Genomic DNA, 20,748 nt, shown 5'->3' on the forward strand with positions numbered 1-20,748 from the left:
TGGCTTTCGGAACTTTGACAACTTTAGAACTAGAATTCTCATCACTTTGAGTATCAAAAAGGAGAGGACCAATTTTGTCCTCTCCAGATGTTAGCTGACATCAACCCACTACAGTTGACAAAGAGCCTAAAAAATCAGCAGCCAAAATGGCTGCTGATTTTGCTTTTTAAAGACTGTCATTGCTCAATTCCAACAAAACACTGACTGCGGTCAAGGCATAAAGCGGAGCTGTCTCAGCCCGCAAGATGCGTGGACCTAGACCAGCGGAGACAGCACCTGCTTGGCCAAAGGCTGCTATTTCATCTGGCGATAGACCGCCCTCCGGTCCGAAGATAAAGAGAAGTTTATCTCCTGTGGCCAAACCTTTCACAGCTTGTACTAGAGCTGCAGATTCTCCCTCTTTGGACGATTCTTCATAGGCCACAATGATGGTGTCAAAGTCTGCCAAGGCCGCTAGAAAATCTGCCTTTTTATCAAAGAGCCGAAGCTCTGGAATCAGATTGCGCTTGCTCTGCTCTGCTGCTCCCTGGGCAATTTTCTCCAGCTTTTCAGTCTTTTTAGCCAGTTTTTTGCCATCCCACTTGGCCACTGACCAGTCCGCTGGGAAAGCCCAGATAGCACTCGCCCCCAGCTCTGTTGCCTTCTGAGTGATAAATTCTAGCTTATCTCCCTTGGGAAAACCTGAAGCAATGGTCACTTGGACCGGCAGCTCGGTATTGTCCGCCAGCTCCTCCAAGATTTCCAAACTCTGCTGGGCTGGGTCTAGCACTCGCGCCAGCCGTTTCACTCCATCATCAAAGACCAGCGTGACTTGCTCGCCCTCCTTGAGCCGCATGACCGAAAACATGTGTTTAGCTGTGTCCTTGTCCGTGATGACCAGAGGAGACTGAGCTTTTCCTTTTATAAAATACTGCTGCATCTAACCACCTATCACGCCTGAAATGTCCTGCGTTTTCTTGAAGACACAGGCATTCCATTCGCCCTGAATCATATGCGTTTCCAAGAAAAATCCTGCTGCTTCTGCTGACTCGCGCACCATTTCCCACTTCTCAGAAATAATCCCACTCATAATCAGATAGCCTTCATCCTTGAGCAGACGATAGGCATCCTCAGTCAGATGGATGAGAATATCGGCCAAGATATTGGCAACGACGACGTCCGCCTTGATTTCTACGCCTCGGAGAAGATCACCCGGAGCCACATGAATGTTCTCCATACCTGGATTGAGCTCGATATTTTCCTGCGCCACGCGCACCGCTACCTCGTCTAAATCATAGGCGTAGATGTCCTTAGCGCCTAAGAGAGAGCTAGCAATGGACAGAACGCCGCTGCCTGTGCCTACATCCAGCACCGTTTCACCGCCCCGCAAGACCTGCTCCAGCGCAAAGAGGCTCATCTTGGTCGTCGGGTGAGTGCCTGTCCCAAAGGCCATGCCAGGATCCAGCTTGATAATCTTCTCACCAGCTGTCGCCTCATAGTCCGTCCAAGACGGCACAATAGTCAAGTCATGGGTGATACGAGCTGGCTCAAAGTATTTCTTCCAATTGTCCGCCCAGTCTTCCTCAGCCAGTTCTTGCCGAGTCAGCTGAATATCTCCCGTCTCCAAGCCGAAGTCGTCCAGCTCAGCCAGTCGCTCATTGGCCTGGACCGCAACAGCCTCTATATCCACAGAATCCGGATAGTAGCCGGTAATCCGGACCCGCTCGCTCTGCTCAACTTCTGGAAAAAGTTCACCGTACTGGTCAACCTGCCCCAGATAATCTGCGCTGTCATCGATAACCACACCCTGACTGCCCAGCTCAATCAGAATATTAGAGGCCGCTTCCTCCGCCTCACGCTTCACTTCAATCGTTAATTCCTGCCAAGTATCCATCATTAAAATACCAAGCCCGTAAATCGCAAAGCCAAAATAGGAAATTCTCTGACGACGCTTGCGTCTAAGAGAACCTTATCTTTTTGGCACAGTGTTTAGGGCGGGTTCAGTTTAGAAATTTAACTGAACAATCCTTTCTTTATTTATTCCATTCTCTTTGTCATGTAGACCATATCCATGCCCTCTTTTTCGGGCTCAGTATGGGTCTGATGGTAGCCGTTTTTCTCATAAAAAGCCACCATGCCTTTATCTTGGAAAACCGTACACAAATCCCATTGCCTAATGGTGGAGAATTTCTCCTCAATCAGACCAAGCCCCTCAGAGCCATATCCTTTATTCTGGTGCTCTGGCAAAATCGCCACTGTCCCAATCCAGCCTGCTGTCTGTTCATCATTTGTATTCAAGCGGATAAAGCCCAGAATCTTCTCGTCGTCTTTGACAAAATAATAAAAACTATTGGGCCGCTCGACCAGCTTCCAGCGAATCCGCTCTCGCTCCTCCAGATAGGGGTCGTATTGATCCTGATATTTCTCATAAACTGCCTTAAAACTCGCTCGCTGAATTGCAATAATAGTCTCTAAATCCTCAGCTCCCGCCCGTTCAATATAAATCATGCTCGCACCTCCAAATAATCACTCAACCTGTCCTGCAACTGCGGAATAACCTTTTTATCTGATAAGAACTGGCTCACATCCATCATCTGATAAGCCTGTCCCTCATCGCCAAAGACGATACTGGCAAAATCTTCCTGAGTGATAGTTCCCACCATAAAAATAGAGGTTTTGTCTGGATCAAGCATTCCTTGATATTCCTTAGCCCAGGCAATATCCGCTTCTTCAAGCTTCAAACCAAGCTCTTCAAAAACCTCTCGTTGAACACATTCAAAAGGCGTTTCCTCGTCCTCTCGGCCACCGCCCGGCAACTCCCACATATTGGGCCAAGGAATGGTTGAAATATCGTCTCGCAAGATAGTCAGTAGCTTGTCATCACTGAGCAAGGCGATCTTGCAGCCAGAAAACTCCATCTGTTTGTGCAGCAAATCTAGTCCTTCAGCATTTGCCATCAGCGCCTCCTAATACCTCGGATAGGAATAAAACTCAGTTTCAACCAAATCAGCTCTGCCATTTTCAAAAGCCTCAGCATTCCAAGCCATCTCAAACTCTGCTGCCTCTGGATCTGCTAAAAAGTCCATGAGTGCATCGAGACCAGACTCAGCTGTTTGGGTTAGAAAATCCACGAAATAAGCCAGAAACTCCCGTGACAGCCCCTTTTTAGGCTCATAGGGCAGGGCTGCCAGATAGTCCTCGGCCTTAAAACGAGACTTGACTGGATTATAGAAAAGCACAGCTTCCTCAAAGTAAATATCCTCAGCCGAGGCATTGCCCTCAGCATCAACCGTCTCAATCCCGCCGGGATTTTGCACCTCAAGGAGAAAGGCTACTTCCACCGCGTGATTCTTCTTGTCCCAGTTTATCTCATAGTCAAAAGGAAAACTCTTCCCCATTTCCTCGTCCAATATCTCCAAAAAACCGTACTTAGCCATGATTTCCTCTTTTCATTGTGATAAAATATTACTATCTACAATAGTAACACAAAAAGCCAAGAAAAACACTTGCAGAAAGGAAATCTTATGCCAGAAAACCTCGCCCTGCGCATGCGGCCGACTAGCATTAATCAAATCATCGGCCAGCAGCATCTGGTCGGACCTGGAAAAATCATCCGTCGCATGGTTGAAGCCAACCGCCTGTCCTCGATGATTCTCTATGGACCACCCGGCATCGGCAAAACCTCTATCGCCTCGGCTATTGCCGGCACGACTAAATATGCTTTTCGGACCTTTAACGCCACCGTAGATAGCAAGAAGCGCCTGCAGGAGATTGCTGAAGAAGCGAAATTTTCCGGCGGTCTGGTTCTCCTGCTCGATGAGATTCACCGCTTGGACAAGACCAAGCAGGACTTCCTGCTACCGCTATTAGAAAGCGGTCTGGTCATCATGATTGGGGCCACGACGGAAAATCCTTTCTTCTCTGTCACTCCTGCCATTCGCAGCCGGGTTCAGATATTTGAGCTTGAGCCCCTCAGTAATGATGATATTCGAACAGCCATTCAGCTAGCCTTGGCAGACAAGAAGCGAGGATTTGATTTTCCAGTGGAGCTAGACGAGGAGGCTCTCGACTTTATCGTTGTCTCCACCAACGGAGACCTGCGCTCCGCCTATAATTCGCTGGACTTAGCCGTACTCTCTACCCCAGAAGATGATAAGGGTATCCGCCACATCACGCTTGATGTGATGGAAAACAGCCTGCAAAAGAGCTACATTACCATGGATAAGGACGGGGACGGCCATTACGATGTCCTCTCTGCCCTGCAGAAGTCCATCCGCGGCTCTGATGTCAATGCCAGCCTTCACTATGCTGCCCGCCTCATTGAAGCAGGAGACTTGCCTAGCCTTGCTCGACGCCTGACCGTTATCGCTTACGAGGATATCGGTCTAGCAAATCCGGACGCCCAAGTCCACACGGTCACAGCGCTAGAGGCAGCCCAACGGATCGGCTTTCCTGAAGCCCGGATCCTCATTGCTAATATTGTCATTGACTTGGCTCTATCCCCCAAATCCAACTCAGCCTATCTGGCCATGGACAAGGCCTTAGCTGACTTACGAAAGAATGGAAATCTGTCTATCCCCCGCCACCTGCGCGACGGACACTATAGCGGTAGCAAGGAGTTAGGTAACGCTCAGGACTATCTCTACCCTCACTCCTATCCCGGCAATTGGGTCAAACAAGACTATCTGCCAGATAAAATAAAAGACGCGGATTATTTCACCCCAAATGAAAATGGAAAATATGAGCGAGCCCTTGGTATGACCAAGGATAAAATTGATTACTTAAAAAAATGATGGCATCGTTTGCAAAAAATCATATTTTTCTCTTGAATTTTTCAAAATTTATGGTATCATAATTATAGAAACGCTGTGGTGTACGACTTCACACTTAAGTGTTGACCGACTATTTTTTGTATTACTAGGGAAACAAAAGACTTCTAACAGCGTGCAGGCCGTGTCACGCGGAAGCAGCTTCAGTTAGAGCGCGTTGCCCACCTGCTTAATTGCGCGGGTTCAATACAAATCGTGAAGGTCCGGCACCAATACAGCTTTTTCTGTTGCCTCCTTAGCTCAGTTGGTAGAGCAGTAGACTCTTAATCTATGGGTCGCAGGTTCGAGCCCTGCAGGGGGTATAGAAATACAGAAGAAAAAGCCTTGTTTTATAAGGCTTTTTTGATTGTTCTAAAGAAATATGTCACTCAATTCGTCATGATTTTACAGTGAAATTTTTATACTTGAGGAAAATTAAAGAACATACTAGGCAAAACCAAGTATGATGGCAAATAGTTTTCTCAGCGTCCTGCAAGAAGCGTTAGAAAGTCTCTGGTTCTGTCACAAGATGAAGAAATTAATAATCATGGTTTGCTAGCGTAATCATCAAAAATTTTATTTACAATCTCTAAGAGTCTGATTGTATTGTTAAAGCTAACAAAGTTTTTTAATACATTTTTATTATAATTCAGGTAACTAAAACCAGTCTATCAATAGCTATAATCCCGACTGATTCTGGTCAGCCGGGCTCTTTTTTATTTGCAAAAATATTTGGGCGGATAAATTATCTATCCAAGTGAGTAACTGTAAATTTGATATGTGAATAATCTTTTTCAGGATTTTTATCAGCTAAAAAAGCCGTTGCATCTTTTTTAATTTGCAATAGGTTAATATTCTGGGCCTGAGCAGCGTAAACACAGCCGCAATAACATTGACGGTAAATATCATACTCTTCACACATCTCTACAGAGCGTTTGTATCCTTGATTTTTCTTGAAATCACTGGGCAGATAATGAGTAGTGTAAATCTTTTGCACTTCAATTCCAATACTATTGATGGTTTGGGAATTTTTGTGTGGGCTAATGGTCAAGGCACTACCAAAATAGTCAAAACCTAGGTCCACAGCCATTTGTGCGGTTTTATCCAAGCGATAGTCAAAACAGACCTTGCAACGGTCGCCACCTTCTGGCTCCTCTTCCAATCCTCGAACCAATTTGCGGTATTCACTAGGCTCGTAAGGAGCCTCAATGTACTGCACATGATTTCCTGTTTTTTCATTGAAATCGCTGACAAACTTCTGCGTCACATAAGCCCGTTTGTGATATTCTGCCTTTGGATGGATGTTAGAGTTGGCAAAGTAAATCGTCACATCAGCATACTGAGTCAGATACTCTAGTGTATAGGTGCTACACGGCGCACAACAGACGTGCATTAAAATTTTAGGTCGAGTATTATCTGCTTGCCAGACCTTAACCATCTGTTGCATCACGCGGTCATAGTTAATTCTCTGGTTAGGATTCATCCTACTCAAAATTTCTTCTACATTAATCATAAAGCTCTCCTTGGAAAACTGGACTTGACCTTTGCTACAAATCCATGCACTCTATTTTATCATAGAAGAATGTTTCAGACAAACCATTGAACAGGCTAAAAGGGGGCGGCCCCCAAAATACTCGATTATTTTTACTTCTGCCTAGAACGTTCCCGCCTAGATTTACCGTACTGAGGATTCTCAGACACCATTATTCTAATAGCGTCTAGATAAGATAAGGCGCAAAAGATAATAAAGGACCAGAACCAGGCTAAGTGTCAGAGTCAAAAACTGACTGAGAGGCAGAGTGAAGGGAAAAATCATGGACAGGACAGTTAGGCAGGCACCGAGAAGCAAGAGAATATTGAAAAGCAGAGTTCGGGCCTTTTCATCAATCATCTGATTACGCTCATCCGTCACCTGAATATACAGCCGCTCGAAACGGTCCTTCTGCCCCAGAGCAGCATTGTAGCGAATGGTCATCCCAGACAGTCCTAAGAGCAGTCCAACCAAAATACCTTCCTGCAAATCATCCAGAGAGTGAAGATGACTGTAAGCCAGACCCAGTAACAAAACCAAGCTAAGTATGCGCCCCATGAGGATTTTTCTTTGAAGTTTTTTTCGAAATTCTTGTTTAGTTAATATTTCCATGTCAGCCTCCTATTTTTCATACGCTTGAAAAATTTTCAAAATCACCACAATCAAGATAACTCCCACAAAAGGCAGGATTTCCTTAGGGATAAAATTGGCTTGCAAATGGAGATAAAATAAGCCAACCACCACCAAAATAGCCAATATCCATTTACACAAATAAGTCCATTTCATGATTCATCCTCCTCAAAGCGAAACACTTCTTCAATTCTTAAATTGAAAAAGGATGCAATTTTATGAGCCAAAAGCAGCGAGGCATTGTAGCGGCCTTTTTCCAAAGAAATAATCGTTTGTCTCGTGACCTCTAGCTTCTCAGCCAGCTCCTCCTGGCTGAGCTTTTTTCTTTTACGCAGTTCCTGAATGCGGTTGTCCATCTTCTCTCCTTTGTAAAACACCCTTTACTCTTTAAATATAGTAAAGCCTCCTTTACATCTTTTGTCAAGAAGAAAGCGGCAAAAAAGAACTGAAACTTTAAACATTTCAGTCCTTTTATCATCTTTATTGATTTCCTTTGTTATTTGCCTTTTAAAGCTACAGTCAACTCGACACAGGCTCCTCCTTGGTCTGGATTGAGCAGGGTCAGACGACCACCGTGCAAGAGAGCTACCTGCTTAGAAAAGGCTAAGCCGATACCATGATGGGGATTAGCTGAATTGCGGCTTTGGTCACTCTGATAAAAGAGCTGTTCCGCTCCCAGCAGCATCTCCTCTGAAAATGAAGGGCCGTTGTTCCAGATAGCAAAAACCAACTGATCCTGCTGCACTGATACCATCAGCTTCACTTCCTTTTGATCCGGATCAGCATGTTCAAGCGCATTCAGTAAAATATTGAGCAAAGCCCGTTTGAGATAGTCCAAGTGAATCGACAAAATCAGACTAAGATCACAATCTTCTTGGAGATAAAAACAATAGCTTTCCTGTTTGCTGAACAGTGCCCAGTCGTCTTGTAAATCAGCCAAAAAGTCCCCTAAGGAAAGCTGACTGAACTGATTAGAATCAATCTGAAAAGTCTTAGCGTAATCAATCAAAGAGCCGCAATACTCTTCCATCTTGTGACTAGCCTGCAAAATCTCAGCAGCATAGTCTGCCTGTGGCTGGCTCAACTGCGCCAACTCCAAGAGCTCAGCATTCCCCTTAATCACAGTTAGGGGCGTCTTCAAATCGTGCGATGTCGCTGATAGCTGTAAAATCAACTCCTGATTATGCTGCTGCTCTTTTTCTAGAAGACGAGCATTTTCTTGGTGGCTGCTCCGTAAATCGCTATAGACTTCGAGCATTTCCTCGATCCGAAAAAGCTGGCTTTGGTTTTCTTCTAAAAGCTTCTTGCTCGTTAGCATTTTTATTTCCCTGTCGATTTTTCGGAGCAATTTCAAAATATGATAAAAAGTAATCAGCAGCAAGCTCCCTGCCCAAAAGAACAAGGTGAAAAGAACGTGATCACTTCCTTGCGTAAATTCATAGCCTATAAGCACAAAAATCAAAACATGGAAAAAGACGATTTTTAAACTGGTTGTCCAGACTAGGCTTTTGAAATTTCGTGTCCTAATTGCCATCTATAGCCTACTCCTCTCACTGTTGCGATTGCTTGCAGCCCTTCTTGTTTGCATTTTTGACGAATCTGATATACGTATTCTGAGATGGAGCGAAGCTGTGTTTCTGAACTTTCTGGGTAAAGCAAGGTATGCAAGCGTTCAGCTGAAAAGGTCTGCTTGGGATTGCTAGCTAGTAAATGCAGCAACTTAAACTCTCGCTCTGAAAATTTCAAGACTTTACCAAAACAGGCAACTTCATAGCACTCTGGATAAAATTGACAAGAAGCAATTTCAGAATATCGCTCCTCACGCCTTTCCTCCCGCCTAAGATGAGCTCTGACACGCGCCAGCAATTCTTTGGTTCCAAAAGGCTTGACAATATAGTCATCTGCTCCGCGAAAGAGCCCTTCCACCTTGTCCGCCTCCAATTCCTTAGCCGTCAGAAAGATGATTGGACACGAAAGATGAGGACGAATGTAGGAACACAGCTCAAAACCATTAACAGGCTCCATCATCACATCCAGCAGAATCAAGTCATATCCGACAAAATGCGTCAATTCTAGCTCTTCTATCTGATCAAGCGTCGTCACATCATAAGCATCGAGCTCTAGGACGTTTTTCACTAGCTTCAAAATGCTCCGGTCGTCATCAACCACCAAAATACGATACTGTCTCATGATTTCCATTATAGCATACCTCTAGCGAACATCTCGTTTCAAGGTTAAGAATATAGCAGAGCTCCAAACCAAAGCTAACCATAACAGCTGTATTCCCAGCCCTGAGAGATCTATTGAATGCTGAAGTCCTTCATACTCAAAAAGATTTAGCGTAGCCAGATCGGGCAGGTATTTTGCTTCTTTGATGAAAGTTGCCAATAAACGACTGAGACCAATCAAGAGAGGAAAGAGCACCGACACCGGCACAACCCAAGATTGAAATAGCAAAGCAAGGCCAGCAGTTAAAAAAGCCAGAAAAATATTGCTGAGAAGACCAAAAGAGCTGTAATAGAGGAATTTCCCCAGTAAGGACCAACTAAAGTCTAGGTCAAAACGAGCCATCATAACAAGGAAACAGCCGCCTACCATAACACTGTAGAGAACTAAGAGCAGCAAGACCAGAAAAAGGAATTTCCCAGCCAACCAAGCCTTTCTATTTGATACAGTTAGAAAATTCGTTCGCATCCCAGACTTGACAAACTCCTGGGCAAAATAGAGCGAAGTAAAGATGACGATGACAGGCTGCGCCAGATAGAGGGCATGCAAAACCTCGCTCAGAGCCTTTGCCTGGCCAACTGCTGTCTGACTATGGTCAAGATTCATCAGAAAAAATGGAACAGCTACCAGAACCACCAAGGCTGCACCAAGAGCGAGATAGTAAGAACGGAACTTAATCCATTCACTTTTAAGCAGAGCTTTGATCATCAGTAGCGCCCTCCTAAATCCGTCTTCAAAAAGCGCAGAGAGGTCATGCCGCCGATGACTAGCAACCATGCACCAAGTATCAACAGCCCTTGCAAGGGATTGTTAGCATATTGGGAAGTTGGCGTTGCAGTAAACAACTCTCCTGCTGGCTGTGGCAAATAAGCTCCCCAACTCGTGTGAGCTGCCAGGTAGTTTCCCAGATTATAGATTTGGGGTACGAGAAAAAGCAGAGGAACTAGCATGGTCCGAGCCAATAAACCTAACAAAAACGAAAGGATTCCCAATAAGGTCAGAGATAAGGTTTTCCACAAAATTAGACTCCAAGCTGCATGATTGAGCAGAATCGGATCAAGCCCTTCCTTTCCTAAAGCCAGATGCATGACCATATAACTAAAGTAGATTGATAAAAAGCTAGTGGCAAGAGAAAAGCAAGTAAAGGTCATGAGTTTCCCCACAAGCAACTTCAGGCGGTTATTACAGGTCAAAAGACTGGTTCTCAAGCTATGAGACTGAAATTCCATAGCTCCCAAAATTCCAGCTAAGATGACCAAAACCATGCCTGCCATAGAGGCTCCATTGAGACCTAAATATTCCAACGGGTCAACGGCTTCTATCAGCCCAGGAACCGTTTCAGGTGTGGCATCCAAGCCAACAGATGAATACTGTCGGCCCTCTAGCCAGGATACGACAGGCACCAATAACAACATAAAGGCCATACTCACTCTGAAAGCCTTGGTTGACTGAATTTTCAACCATTCTGAATGCAATAAGGACATCGTTTCTTTCATCTTAAACCTCCTCTGTCAAATCAAAGAAGAGATCTTCTAGACTGTCTGAATCTTGCAGCACCTCTTCCAATCGTCCCTGCTCAATAATTCGTCCATGATGAATCAAGACGACATCATCTGTCACCATTTGCACCTCTGACAGGATATGGGAGGATAGAAGTACCGTTTTCCCTAAATCAGCCTGCTGACGGATGAACTTTCTAAACCACTTAATCCCACTTGGATCTAGTCCATTAGTCGGCTCATCTAATATAAGAAACTGAGGATTACCCAGCAAAGCTGCTGCTAAACCCAACCGCTGACCTTCCCCCAGAGACAGGCTTGACAAGAAGTCCTTCCTCTTATGAGCGATTCCAGTCATCTCCAAAACCTCATCAATCCGAGACTTGGGAATAGCATTACTCGCTGCAATAATTCTCAAGTGGTCATAGACCTTTCGATTTGGCAGACCGCCAATGCCGTCAAAGGCTGCACCTACCGTTCTGAGCGGATAAGTCATTGACTGATAAGTTCGCCCATCAAAAGTCGCAGTTCCTGCTGTCGCCCGATCTAACCCCAAGAGAATCCTCAAGGTCGAACTTTTCCCTGCACCATTTGGGCCCAGAAAGGCTGTAATCCGACCGCTTCTAGCAGTAAAAGAAATATCTTCTAAAATCTGCTTGCTGCCCTGCTTTTTGCAGACTCCTTCTATTTTCACTGTATGTTCCATACTGAACTCCTTTTGATTTTTCTTTAGTATACAGAGGCAAATTCAGAGAAAATTCAGACAATAAAAAAAGTCTGGGACAAAAGTCCGACCTCAAATATAAAAGGCTCTATAATTTCTGTAGTGGGTAAATCCACCGCAGGGATTATGGAGCCGATTTTGTTGTAGAAAAAAAGTCCCATAAGACCTATAATGAAAAGTAACGAAACCATCATTAGAAAGAATCTTATGGAACAATTAAATTTTATCACAAACCTACTCGAAATTAAAGACAAAAATATCATCACTCTAGATTACAAGGACTCGGGGACTCATAAAGAAATCCTCGCTAAGCTAGATTATCCCGCACCTAAATGCCCTCACTGCCAAGGAAAAATGGCTAAATATGACTTCCAGAAAGAATCGAAAATTCCCTATCTAGAGTGCGCGGGATACAAGACATTGATTCGTCTAAGGAAACGACGTTTCCGCTGTCAAGATTGCGGGAAAGTAGCTGTCGCAGAAACGTCCTTAGTCAAGAAGAATCACCAAATCGCAACCATCGTCAACCAGAAAATCGCTCAAAAACTAATCGACAAAGTCCCTATGACAGCTATCGCTGAAAACTTGGCTGTCTCTACTTCCACCGTCATTCGTAAATTGAAAGAATTCAAGTTCAAGACTGACCTCAACTGGCTTCCAGAACACATGAGCTGGGATGAATACAGCTTCAAGAAAGGAAAGATGAGCTTCATTGCACAGGATTTTGATTCCAGAAAAATCGTAGCTATCTTAGATGGACGGACCCAAGCAACGATTCGCAATCACTTTCTGCGCTATTCCAGACAGGTCCGAAACGGCGTTAAAGTCATTACCATGGACATGTTTAGTCCCTACTATGACTTGGCTAGACAACTTTTTCCATGCGCTAAAATCGTCCTCGATCACTTTCACATTGTACAACATCTCAGCCAGGCTATGAGTCGTGTTCGTGTTCAAATCATGAATCAATTGGAGAGAAAATCGCATGAATACAAAGCATTGAAACGCTACTGGAAACTCATTCAACAAGATAGTCGGAAACTCAGCGATAAACGCTTTTATCGTCCGACTTTTCGCATGCACTTGACAAATCAAGAGATTCTTAAAAAGCTGCTCTCTTACTCTCAAGAACTCAGAGAACACTATGAGCTTTACCAACTCTTGCTTTTTCATTTTCAAGAGAAACAAGCTGAGCATTTCTTTGGACTCATTGAAGAAAGGATTTCTTGTATAAATCCTATCTTTCAGACTGTTTTTAAAACCTTTCTCAAGGACAAAGATAAAATTATCAACGCTCTTGAACTCCCTTACTCAAATGCAAAACTGGAGGCTACTAACAACCTCATCAAGGTTATCAAGCGCAACGCTTTTGGCTTTCGGAACTTTGACAACTTTAGAACTAGAATTCTCATCACTTTGAATATCAAAAAGGAGAGAACCAATTCGGTCCTCTCCAGATCTTAGCTGACATCAACCCACTACAGTTGACAAAGAGCCATATAAAAAGCGAACAAAACTAGTTTTCTGGTAATCAGAATTCTGCTTTGTTCGCTTTTCGCATTTAATTATATATTTGAAGGGCTTAATAATTAAGATTTTTAAAAATTGAAATCTTTTTGTCCCAGACTCCTTTTTTCATTTTTCGACTGCATCCCAGAGTTGGCGGATGCTTTTTTTCTGCACGGGATCGACAAAGTGTGGGGCGATTTCCACCAGAGATTGCAAAACAAAAGCTCGCTCAGCCACATAAGGATGAGGAACAATCAAGTTTGGACTGTATATCTCCTCCTGTCCTATGTAAAGAATATCCAGATCAATCACACGCGGTCCCCATTTGATCTCCCGCATGCGCCCTAGTTCCGCTTCGATAGCCAGCAGGATCTGCATTAATTCCTCAGGATTGAGCCAAGTTTCAACTTCAACAACTTGATTGAGAAACTTGTCTTGCTCAACGCCACCCCAAGGCTCTGTCTCAATGCGGCTTGATGCCTGCAAAATTCTTATTTTCTGCTCTGCCATTTTTTCCAAAGCTGCATCAAGATTGGCAGCTGGGCTGCCTTGATTGCTTCCCAGAGCGATAAAGGCCTTCCGCTTTTGACGCACTAACTTGACTGAGCAGGTCTCCAGAGGCAGCGGCACCGGCGCCCAAGGCTTCTTGACCTCCAAGCTGGCCCTCTGCACCAAAGGATGCGTCAGAAAAATCTGATCAATCAGCTTGTAAGCCAGCGTCTCAATCAAGTCTTCCTTACTTTCCTGACACCAGCGGGTCAGATCTTGAGCCAATTCTCCATAGTGAATAGAAGCTGTCAGGTCGCCTGTTTTGGCAGCTCGGGTCATATCATAGTCCAAAATCAAGTCTAGCACAAAACGCTGACCCAGTTCTTTTTCCGCTCCAAAAACACCATGATAGGCGTACACTTCCAAATCCTTAATCCGTAGTTGATCCATGACTCTCCTCTCCGTGCTGTCAAGCCCTTAATGCCCCATCAGTTTGTAAGCTTCATTTTTCAGGTCCTTGTCCGTCGCTAAAATACCGCGCGCTGCTGTAGTAACTGTTGCAGTGCCAGGCTTTCTGACTCCACGCATATTCATACACATATGCTCAGCTTCTACCCAGACCAAGGCTCCCTGAGCCCCCAGATAGTCCATCAAGGCCTCAGCAATCTCCACGGTCAATCGCTCCTGAATCTGTGGTTTCTTGGCATAGACCTCTACCGTTCGAGCCAGCTTGGACAGGCCTGCTACCCGCCCATTAGGCACATAGGCAATGTGAACCTTCCCGTAAAATGGCAGGAAATGATGCTCACACATGGAATGGAAGAAAATATCCTTCTCCACCACCATATTATTGTCAATGATTTCAAAAGACTTAGCCAGATGCTCCTCAGCAGTCTCGCCCAGCCCAGCAAAAATTTCCTGATACATCTTGGCAATGCGCTGTGGCGTCTCCTGCAAACCTTCACGGCTTCCGTCTTCGCCAACCGCCTCAATAATCTGAGCAACGGCAACTTCAATTTTCTTCGTGTCCATATTCACTCCTAGATTCTTTTTCTTTGTCAATGATATAGGCCCTGACCTGAGCCAGGAAATAGAGGGAGCCCGTAATTAGCAAGAGCTCATCAGCCCTATGCTCAGCTTTCAAATAAACCTCTAAAAAGTCCTGCCAATCAGCATAGTGCAAGTCCTGCTCGCAAGCCAGCGCCTCCATTGTTTCTTTGGAAAAGCTCCGTGGATCCGCAAAACTAGTCAAAATTAACTGACTCTTAGGTACTTCCTTGAGCTGAGCTACCATTTCCTCCAGAGATTTGGTCTGGATACAGCTAAAAAGGATTTTCTTATCCAAGTCTGGATAATGTTGGTTCAAAGTCCCCGTCAATCTATCCATAGCGTGAGGATTGTGGGCGCCATCAAGCAAGATGCGAGGCTGGTTCGAAATCTGCTCCATCCGTCCCGGCCAACTGGTTACTAGTAAAGCCGCGCTAACTTGATCTTCTGTTAACAGCGGTAGCTGCTTGCTCTGACAATAGAGGTCACAGAGCTGGATAGCCAAGCCAGCGTTGTCTACCTGATGTTGTCCCAACAGAGGCGTCAGACAATGCGCCACCTCCCGATGGGTATTGGAAAAGCTAAAATGCTCTCCTGAGTCAGTCCCGCCCAAGCTCTGAACTTGATAAGACTGCCCATAAACATAGTGAGGCGCTTGCATTTGATAAGCCTTATTCTCAATGACCGCCAGAGCTTCTGGCTCAATCCGCCCAGTCACCAAGGGCACATTTGGCTTGACAATCCCTGCTTTTTGCTCGGCAATCGCCACCAGAGAATGCCCCAGCAGAGCCACATGATCTAAGCCAATGGTCGTAATAGCCGTCAAATCAGATCGGCAGACATTAGTGCTATCCAAGAGGCCGCCCATACCGACCTCCATAATGGCCACATCAACCCGCTCCTGCGCCAAATAATCATAGGCCAAAGCCGTCATGATCTCAAACTCAGTCACTCCCTGCAAAACCTCATCATTCGCACGCTCTTCAAAGAGAGCTCGATAAGTCTCTAGCAGGCGCTCCAAATCTTGATTGGCAATAGGTAGACCATTGATGGCGATTTGTTCATTGTAACTGATTAGATAGGGAGAAGTAAAGGTTCCCACACGCAGATCTCGCATTTCCAAGAGTTGACGCAGATGGGAAATGGTTGAGCCCTTCCCGTTGGTCCCTCCTATATGAATCACTGACAGCTGCAAATGGGGATTTCCCCGCAGCGCCAGCATCCGCTCCATTCGTTCCAGTCCAAAGTTAGGGCTATCCGTCCGATAGGCTTCCAGCCAGCTTAAATCTGACAATTCTTCTTTTATCATACTCACTTATACTGCCGTAAATTTAGATCTTCCATTTTCTGAGCCAGTCGAACGGCATCGCCAATCTCGGCTGCCATTCGGTGGACTCCCACATCATGCACTCGGACAGCCTCAACACCCTGACTGGCCGCAATGCTGGTCAAATGAGCTGAAGCCATGTCTCTGTTTTGAAAACCAGCTTCCGTATCTGGGTCGGTCTCAAAACCATTTTCCTCCAAGATATTGACCAAAAAGCGTTTGCGAGAGACACCCAGAAAAATGGGAAAGCCAGCCTGATGAATGCTCCCCAACTCCTGTAGGAGCAGAAGATTCTCCCGCTTGGTCAAACCAAAGCCAATCCCTGGATCTAGCATAATCTGCTCCCGGTCCATCCCAGCTTTCTCAGCTCTTTCCAGTGTCTTTTCAAAAAATGCCCACATGAGCGCCTGAATATCCAGCTGCTCAAAATTTGCTAATTCTGACTCGGTAAAAGCAGGTTCAAAGCCAAAAGTCGGAAAGATTTTCGAGCTAGCATGTTGGGGCCGAGCTATGACTGGATTGAACATGGCAATAACTGGTGCTCCAGCCCTGGCAGCCACAACTGCCATTCTCTCATCACCCAAGAGTCCCGTGATGTCATTGATGATATTGGCTCCAGCAGCCAAAGCTGCTTCTGCAACCGGTGCCTTCCAAGTATCCACAGAAATGAGGATATCACTCTCCCGACGAAGAGCCTCAATGACCGGCACCACTCGCTCTATCTCGGCCTCTATTTCCACAAAATGGCTACCCGGACGAGTCGACTCACCGCCGATATCCAGCAGATGAGCTCCTTGAGCTCTCGTCTTTCGAGCCTGCTCCAGAGCCTTTTCCACCGTATCGTATCTGCCCCCATCCGAAAAGGAATCTGGGGTAACATTGAGAATCCCGCAAAGGGCCGTCTTGCCTTCAGGGGCAAGCTGTCTTAGATTTATCATATTTCCTTTCCAATGCTGCCTCTTAACAAAAAGGGTACACCTATCTAGTGTACCGCAAAGCCAACAGCAGATGCAGCAGCAGTTTTATAAACTGCACTTGTTCCTACAAGCAGCCCTTTCAGACTCTTGTTTCACTTATCATTTTACCACAATTCTACCATTTAAGAAAACACTTTTTACAAACAGAAGGGCAAAAGACCGAGAACGATAATATTTCGGATGACATGGGCCAGCAAGGACAGCTCCAGTGGCTGTATCCACCCTTTTAACAGCTGAACAAAACATGTTCCTAACCCAAGATAAAGAAGAAAACACGACAGTTCTCCAGGATTTCGAAAAAGAGAAAAGAGAGCAATCCCTAGCACAAGCCCCCAATTTTCTCGATAGCTCATCCGCACTTTTAGCGTAATTTTCTTGGCAGTCAGTGGTGAGGAGATAAATAAATCCATGCCCAGCAGCAATAGTGAGGAAGAGAAAAAACTGTCTGAGAACATTTGCTGTACGGGTGCTAGCAGCGAGGTCTCCCAACCACAGAGAAGAACCACACCCACTGCATTGGCTGCAATCATCAAAAAATAGAGACAGCGCAAGTGCTGAAATCGTTCTGAAGAGCGCACTTCTTCCTTAAAATCCTCTAGCTCATGTGAAAAATAAAAGGTATAACATAAGAGACAGAGAATCAGGCCAAGGATAAAGAGAAAACTAGGCCTAGATAAGACCAGCCGATTCGACACTGGTTGGGCCAAAAGCAGCAAGCTTGCTTGAGTCAGCATCGCCACTAATAAAATTTGAATCATTTTTTGTAATCTGAGCATAATCTCCCTTTCACTCCCTAAAGCTGAAATATAACTTTAATTATAAAGAAAAAGGATTAGCCTCTTAGCTGTCTATCCTAAAAAAACACTTTTTAACCCTAAAAGGTCAAAAAGAGGCCAAAAATGACCTCTTCATCTCTCATCTGTCCATCATTAGTGCTTCATAGCCAACATGATTAGGATAGCGAGGCCATTACGCAACATATGGGCTAAAATCCCCATTTCCAGACGCTTAGTCTTATAAACAACAAATGCCAGAACTCCACCCATACCAGCATAAAGGACAAAACTGCCAATATTGGTCGGACCGTGGAAAAGGCCAAAAAGAACTGAGCCGACCACCAAACCAATCACATCATGCTTAGGAAATAGCTTTTTCGGAATCAAGCCACGGAAAATAATTTCCTCTAAAATCGGTGCTGAAAAGACAGCTCCCACAACAACCAAAACAACTGGCATATGCTGAAATAAACCTTCCAAAGCAGCTTGATTGGCTGTCGTTCCTGAAAGCTGACCTTCTAAAATCAAAATAATCACTGCCAAAATACTAACCCCAAAAGTCATCAGATAGGACAGAGCCAGCCAGCCGACCGATGACCATTTGAAAAATCGAAAATCTAAGGTCAGCAAGGCCTCTTTCTTGGCCATTCGCAGGGCATAAAAAATAATGAGTAAATAAATCATCAAGACAAGCAAGGTCTGCCCCATTGAAAAACCTTGCCCTCCTTCTTTAAACTGTTGAATCACTACAAAAGGGACCTGAGTTTGCAAAGCCACAAACAAAACAAGTAAACTATATTCTATTTTTTTCAAAAAACTTTTCATACTTTCCTCCTATTTTCTTAGTATAGCGAAAATTTTCCGTCCTGTACAGCTAATTTCTAAATATGTCGCTAAAAGTAAGTGAGACGATGTCCATGATTGCTGCGCAATCACTTACAAACGGATAAAAGCAAATCAAAAACCCTCATTAGGTCTATAAATCCTAGTGAGGGCTTTGTGGTTGATTATTGATTCTTAAAACGTTCTACATCACGCGCAATGACTAATTCTTCATCTGTCGGAATGACCAGAACCCTTACTTTAGCAGCTTCTGTTGAGATGTCTCCTGTTGCACCAAAGACATTCTTTTCGGGATCAACATCGCAGCCAAACCAAGAAATTCCTTCGATAACCATTCGACGAATCGTTACAGAGTTTTCGCCAATCCCAGCTGTAAAGATGATTGCATCTGCTCCATTTAAAACCGCTAAGTACTGGCCAATATATTTTTGGATTCGATCGACAAAGATTTCATTGGCCAACTGAGCTTTCTCATCACCTGCACGCATCGCCGCATGAATATCCCGCATATCACTCGATCTTTCAGAAATACCCAAAAGTCCGGATTCACGATTTAGGATGCGACTGATGTCCTCTGGCGTATTAAAGTCATCTGTATGTTGTATTAAATATGGGATAATCGCTGGGTCAAGGTCTCCCGTACGTGTTCCCATCATAATACCACCAAGCGGAGTGAAGCCCATAGAAGTATCTACTGAAATCCCCTTATCCACTGCTGTGATAGAAGCCCCATTCCCAATGTGGCAAGTAATCAGTTTTAATTCTTCAATCGGTTTACCCAACACTTTCGCAGCTTCGTGGGCGACATATTCATGGCTGGTACCATGCGCCCCATATTTCCGAACCTTGTTTTCAGTATAATATTTCGTTGGCAACGGGTAACGATAAGCCTTTTCTGGCATCGTTGTGTGGAAAGAAGTATCAAAAACCACGACACTGGTAATATCAGGCAAGATTTCTTTGAAAGCACGGATTCCCGCAGCATTTGCTCCATTATGAAGAGGAGCCAAAAGAGCTAATTCTTCGACTTTTTCAATGACTTCTTCATCTACCAGAGCTGATTTCTTGAAATATTCCCCACCTGCAACGACACGGTGGCCAACACCTGTAATTTCGTCATAAGACTGGATAATATCAAAGCGCATCAAGTCATCTAATAGGATTTTCACAGCCTGAGTATGGTCAGCAATATCTAAAATTTGCTTTTCTGATCGGCCGTTAAATTTTACTGTAGAGATAGAATCCTTGAGACCGATCCGTTCAATCAGGCCTTTTGCGAGCACTTCTTCTTCTGGCATCAAATAAAGCTGCCATTTCAAACTCGAACTTCCAGCATTAATAGAAATAGTTTTTGACATTTCGTCACCTCTTTAAGCGTTTTCAAACCTATTATATCAAAAATTTGTTTAAATTTCACTATCTTTGCGCCAGTTTTGAAAACTTTCCCGAAATTTCAAAATCTCATTCTGATTCTGCAAATCCTGCAGGAGATAGATAAAAGGCTGAATGTCTGTCTCTTCTTGTTTCCTCAAAACAAAAAGTGTCTTAGCATGCTGACTGCTTGAGAAAATAGTTTCTGGCAGGACAATCATTGCAAGAAGCTGGGCTTTAGAAAGCAACCATTTTTTAAGCAAGTGACTTTGCTTACTCGTCAGCAGATCATTTGGCGCAAGAAAGATAGCATAGCCTCCTGGCTTTAAATATTTCAGCGACTGCTCGATCAAGAGATGATGAGCGTAGGTATGCTCTTCTGGACTGGCAACCTCATAGCGAGAAGCAACCGCATCATCCGGATAATAGCCCACTGGCAAATCACTGATAATCAGATCGCTCTCTTTTAAAACCTGAGGACGCACAGCATCTCCTTGGGCAAAATGTGCCTTGGAATTCATGACCTCAGCAATGCTAGCGGACAAATCAATCAGTAAATCGTCAATTTCCAAACCTAGATAATCAATATTTTTTTGAGTATGATTGAGAATGGTCTCAGCCAGATTTCCCATACCGCTTCCAATTTCGAGAAGATCGACCTTTTCACCTTTCGCCAGCTGGTCAATCAAAAAACTAATCAACAAACCGATCGAATCAGGCGTGAATTGATGATTGGCTTGAAGCGGCTCTGTTTGAGAGGCCTTCATAAAAATAAACTGATAGGCCCGACGCCACTCTTCCTTAGTCAAATGCAAAGCGCGAAGCTTCTCGTTATTTTTCAGAATTTCTTGTAAATCGGTATCCCCGTCCAGATAGATCCCATTCTGCTCAATCAAGGCATCGTAAAAATTGGTTGCCAGAGCATTTTGGATATTTTGCACATTTTCTAAAATCAAGTTGTAAGCTCGTTCTATCTTTTCAAATTTCATGGCATCCTCCGTTGTCTTATGAT

General features: G+C 44.4%; 23 protein-coding genes, 1 tRNA gene, 1 other RNA gene and 1 pseudogene. 4 read left to right on the top strand and 22 right to left on the bottom strand.

Annotated elements, in window-relative coordinates:
- Positions 1–166: 166 nt before the first annotated feature.
- From FZ952_RS09145 to FZ952_RS09165, 5 genes are all read right to left on the bottom strand, one after another.
- Positions 167–919 carry a 16S rRNA (uracil(1498)-N(3))-methyltransferase gene (locus FZ952_RS09145; protein ID WP_148881443.1) on the bottom strand — a complete coding sequence of 251 codons (753 nt, stop codon included), beginning with the start codon at positions 917–919 and terminating at the stop codon, positions 167–169.
- Positions 920–1,873, bottom strand: coding sequence for a 50S ribosomal protein L11 methyltransferase (gene prmA / locus FZ952_RS09150; RefSeq protein ID WP_187423909.1), 954 nt, complete (start codon positions 1,871–1,873; stop codon positions 920–922). It abuts the gene before it with no gap.
- A gap of 143 nt (positions 1,874–2,016) precedes the next feature.
- Positions 2,017–2,487: a GNAT family N-acetyltransferase gene (locus FZ952_RS09155; RefSeq protein ID WP_148881445.1), complete on the bottom strand. Its 471-nt coding sequence runs from the start codon at positions 2,485–2,487 to the stop codon at positions 2,017–2,019.
- On the bottom strand, positions 2,484–2,936 hold the full coding sequence (locus tag FZ952_RS09160; protein WP_148881446.1) for an NUDIX hydrolase: 453 nt from the start codon (positions 2,934–2,936) through the stop codon (positions 2,484–2,486). The genes FZ952_RS09155 and FZ952_RS09160 overlap by 4 nt, the downstream gene beginning before the upstream one ends.
- 9 nt (positions 2,937–2,945) lie before the next feature.
- Complete coding sequence (locus FZ952_RS09165; protein WP_148881447.1) at positions 2,946–3,416, bottom strand: DUF3013 family protein; 471 nt, start codon at positions 3,414–3,416, stop codon at positions 2,946–2,948.
- Positions 3,417–3,503: 87 nt separating this feature from the next.
- Here FZ952_RS09165 and FZ952_RS09170 point away from each other — a divergent pair, with 87 nt between their 5' ends.
- From FZ952_RS09170 to FZ952_RS09180, 3 genes are all read left to right on the top strand, one after another.
- Complete coding sequence (locus FZ952_RS09170) at positions 3,504–4,772, top strand: replication-associated recombination protein A (protein WP_148881448.1); 1,269 nt, start codon at positions 3,504–3,506, stop codon at positions 4,770–4,772.
- A 67-nt stretch (positions 4,773–4,839) separates the two neighbouring features.
- Positions 4,840–5,033, top strand: a non-coding RNA gene (ssrS, locus tag FZ952_RS09175) — 6S RNA.
- 4 nt (positions 5,034–5,037) lie between these two features.
- A tRNA-Lys gene (locus FZ952_RS09180) sits at positions 5,038–5,110 on the top strand.
- Between the two features lie 422 nt (positions 5,111–5,532).
- On the opposite strand, the gene FZ952_RS09185 is transcribed toward FZ952_RS09180, so the two are convergent.
- The 9 genes from FZ952_RS09185 to FZ952_RS09225 all read right to left on the bottom strand — a co-directional run bounded on the left by FZ952_RS09185 (position 5,533) and on the right by FZ952_RS09225 (position 11,379).
- Positions 5,533–6,300: an epoxyqueuosine reductase QueH gene (locus tag FZ952_RS09185; RefSeq protein WP_037617351.1), complete on the bottom strand. Its 768-nt coding sequence runs from the start codon at positions 6,298–6,300 to the stop codon at positions 5,533–5,535.
- A 195-nt stretch (positions 6,301–6,495) separates the two neighbouring features.
- Positions 6,496–6,930, bottom strand: coding sequence for a hypothetical protein (locus FZ952_RS09190; RefSeq protein WP_148881449.1), 435 nt, complete (start codon positions 6,928–6,930; stop codon positions 6,496–6,498).
- Positions 6,931–6,939: 9 nt separating this feature from the next.
- Positions 6,940–7,104, bottom strand: a complete 165-nt coding sequence (locus tag FZ952_RS09195) for a hypothetical protein (RefSeq protein ID WP_002910823.1) — start codon at positions 7,102–7,104, stop codon at positions 6,940–6,942.
- A complete protein-coding gene (locus FZ952_RS09200) occupies positions 7,101–7,304 on the bottom strand; it encodes a helix-turn-helix transcriptional regulator (RefSeq protein ID WP_148881450.1) in 204 nt (67 codons plus the stop codon). The genes FZ952_RS09195 and FZ952_RS09200 overlap by 4 nt, the downstream gene beginning before the upstream one ends.
- Positions 7,305–7,444: 140 nt before the next feature.
- The gene (locus FZ952_RS09205; protein ID WP_148881451.1) at positions 7,445–8,482 is read right to left on the bottom strand and encodes a sensor histidine kinase; all 1,038 of its coding nucleotides are present in this window, start codon (positions 8,480–8,482) and stop codon (positions 7,445–7,447) included.
- Positions 8,449–9,147, bottom strand: a complete 699-nt coding sequence (locus FZ952_RS09210) for a response regulator transcription factor (RefSeq protein WP_148881452.1) — start codon at positions 9,145–9,147, stop codon at positions 8,449–8,451. Before FZ952_RS09210 ends, FZ952_RS09205 begins: the two co-directional genes overlap by 34 nt.
- Positions 9,148–9,159: 12 nt before the next feature.
- Positions 9,160–9,882, bottom strand: coding sequence for an ABC transporter permease (locus FZ952_RS09215; protein ID WP_148881453.1), 723 nt, complete (start codon positions 9,880–9,882; stop codon positions 9,160–9,162).
- Positions 9,882–10,670 carry a lantibiotic ABC transporter permease gene (locus tag FZ952_RS09220; RefSeq protein WP_148881454.1) on the bottom strand — a complete coding sequence of 263 codons (789 nt, stop codon included), beginning with the start codon at positions 10,668–10,670 and terminating at the stop codon, positions 9,882–9,884. The genes FZ952_RS09215 and FZ952_RS09220 overlap by 1 nt, the downstream gene beginning before the upstream one ends.
- Before the next feature lies 1 nt (position 10,671).
- Positions 10,672–11,379 (bottom strand): ABC transporter ATP-binding protein, encoded by a 708-nt coding sequence (locus tag FZ952_RS09225; protein WP_148881455.1) that lies wholly within the window; start codon positions 11,377–11,379, stop codon positions 10,672–10,674.
- A 225-nt stretch (positions 11,380–11,604) separates the two neighbouring features.
- Here FZ952_RS09225 and FZ952_RS09230 point away from each other — a divergent pair, with 225 nt between their 5' ends.
- Positions 11,605–12,861, top strand: a complete 1,257-nt coding sequence (locus tag FZ952_RS09230; RefSeq protein ID WP_148881456.1) for an ISL3 family transposase — start codon at positions 11,605–11,607, stop codon at positions 12,859–12,861.
- Between the two features lie 171 nt (positions 12,862–13,032).
- On the opposite strand, the gene folK is transcribed toward FZ952_RS09230, so the two are convergent.
- The 8 genes and pseudogenes from folK to FZ952_RS09270 all read right to left on the bottom strand — a co-directional run bounded on the left by folK (position 13,033) and on the right by FZ952_RS09270 (position 20,725).
- The gene (gene folK, locus FZ952_RS09235) at positions 13,033–13,845 is read right to left on the bottom strand and encodes a 2-amino-4-hydroxy-6-hydroxymethyldihydropteridine diphosphokinase (protein ID WP_148881457.1); all 813 of its coding nucleotides are present in this window, start codon (positions 13,843–13,845) and stop codon (positions 13,033–13,035) included.
- A gap of 27 nt (positions 13,846–13,872) precedes the next feature.
- The gene (folE, locus tag FZ952_RS09240) at positions 13,873–14,427 is read right to left on the bottom strand and encodes a GTP cyclohydrolase I FolE (protein WP_148881458.1); all 555 of its coding nucleotides are present in this window, start codon (positions 14,425–14,427) and stop codon (positions 13,873–13,875) included.
- Positions 14,408–15,751, bottom strand: a complete 1,344-nt coding sequence (locus FZ952_RS09245) for a bifunctional folylpolyglutamate synthase/dihydrofolate synthase (protein WP_148881459.1) — start codon at positions 15,749–15,751, stop codon at positions 14,408–14,410. Before FZ952_RS09245 ends, folE begins: the two co-directional genes overlap by 20 nt.
- Before the next feature lie 2 nt (positions 15,752–15,753).
- Entirely contained in the window at positions 15,754–16,707 is a 954-nt protein-coding gene (folP, locus tag FZ952_RS09250) for a dihydropteroate synthase (protein WP_148881460.1), read from the bottom strand.
- 176 nt (positions 16,708–16,883) lie between these two features.
- Positions 16,884–17,504: a hypothetical protein gene (locus tag FZ952_RS09255; protein WP_262366354.1), complete on the bottom strand. Its 621-nt coding sequence runs from the start codon at positions 17,502–17,504 to the stop codon at positions 16,884–16,886.
- A gap of 171 nt (positions 17,505–17,675) precedes the next feature.
- Positions 17,676–18,396 (bottom strand): annotated as a pseudogene (locus FZ952_RS09260) (CPBP family intramembrane glutamic endopeptidase).
- Between the two features lie 133 nt (positions 18,397–18,529).
- Positions 18,530–19,723 (bottom strand): acetate kinase, encoded by a 1,194-nt coding sequence (locus FZ952_RS09265; RefSeq protein WP_148881463.1) that lies wholly within the window; start codon positions 19,721–19,723, stop codon positions 18,530–18,532.
- 48 nt (positions 19,724–19,771) lie between these two features.
- Positions 19,772–20,725, bottom strand: a complete 954-nt coding sequence (locus FZ952_RS09270) for a class I SAM-dependent methyltransferase (protein WP_148881464.1) — start codon at positions 20,723–20,725, stop codon at positions 19,772–19,774.
- Positions 20,726–20,748: the final 23 nt, after the last annotated feature.

The organism is Streptococcus sp. Marseille-P7376, from assembly GCF_902460385.1.
Taxonomy (GTDB): Bacteria; Bacillota; Bacilli; order Lactobacillales; family Streptococcaceae; genus Streptococcus; species Streptococcus sinensis.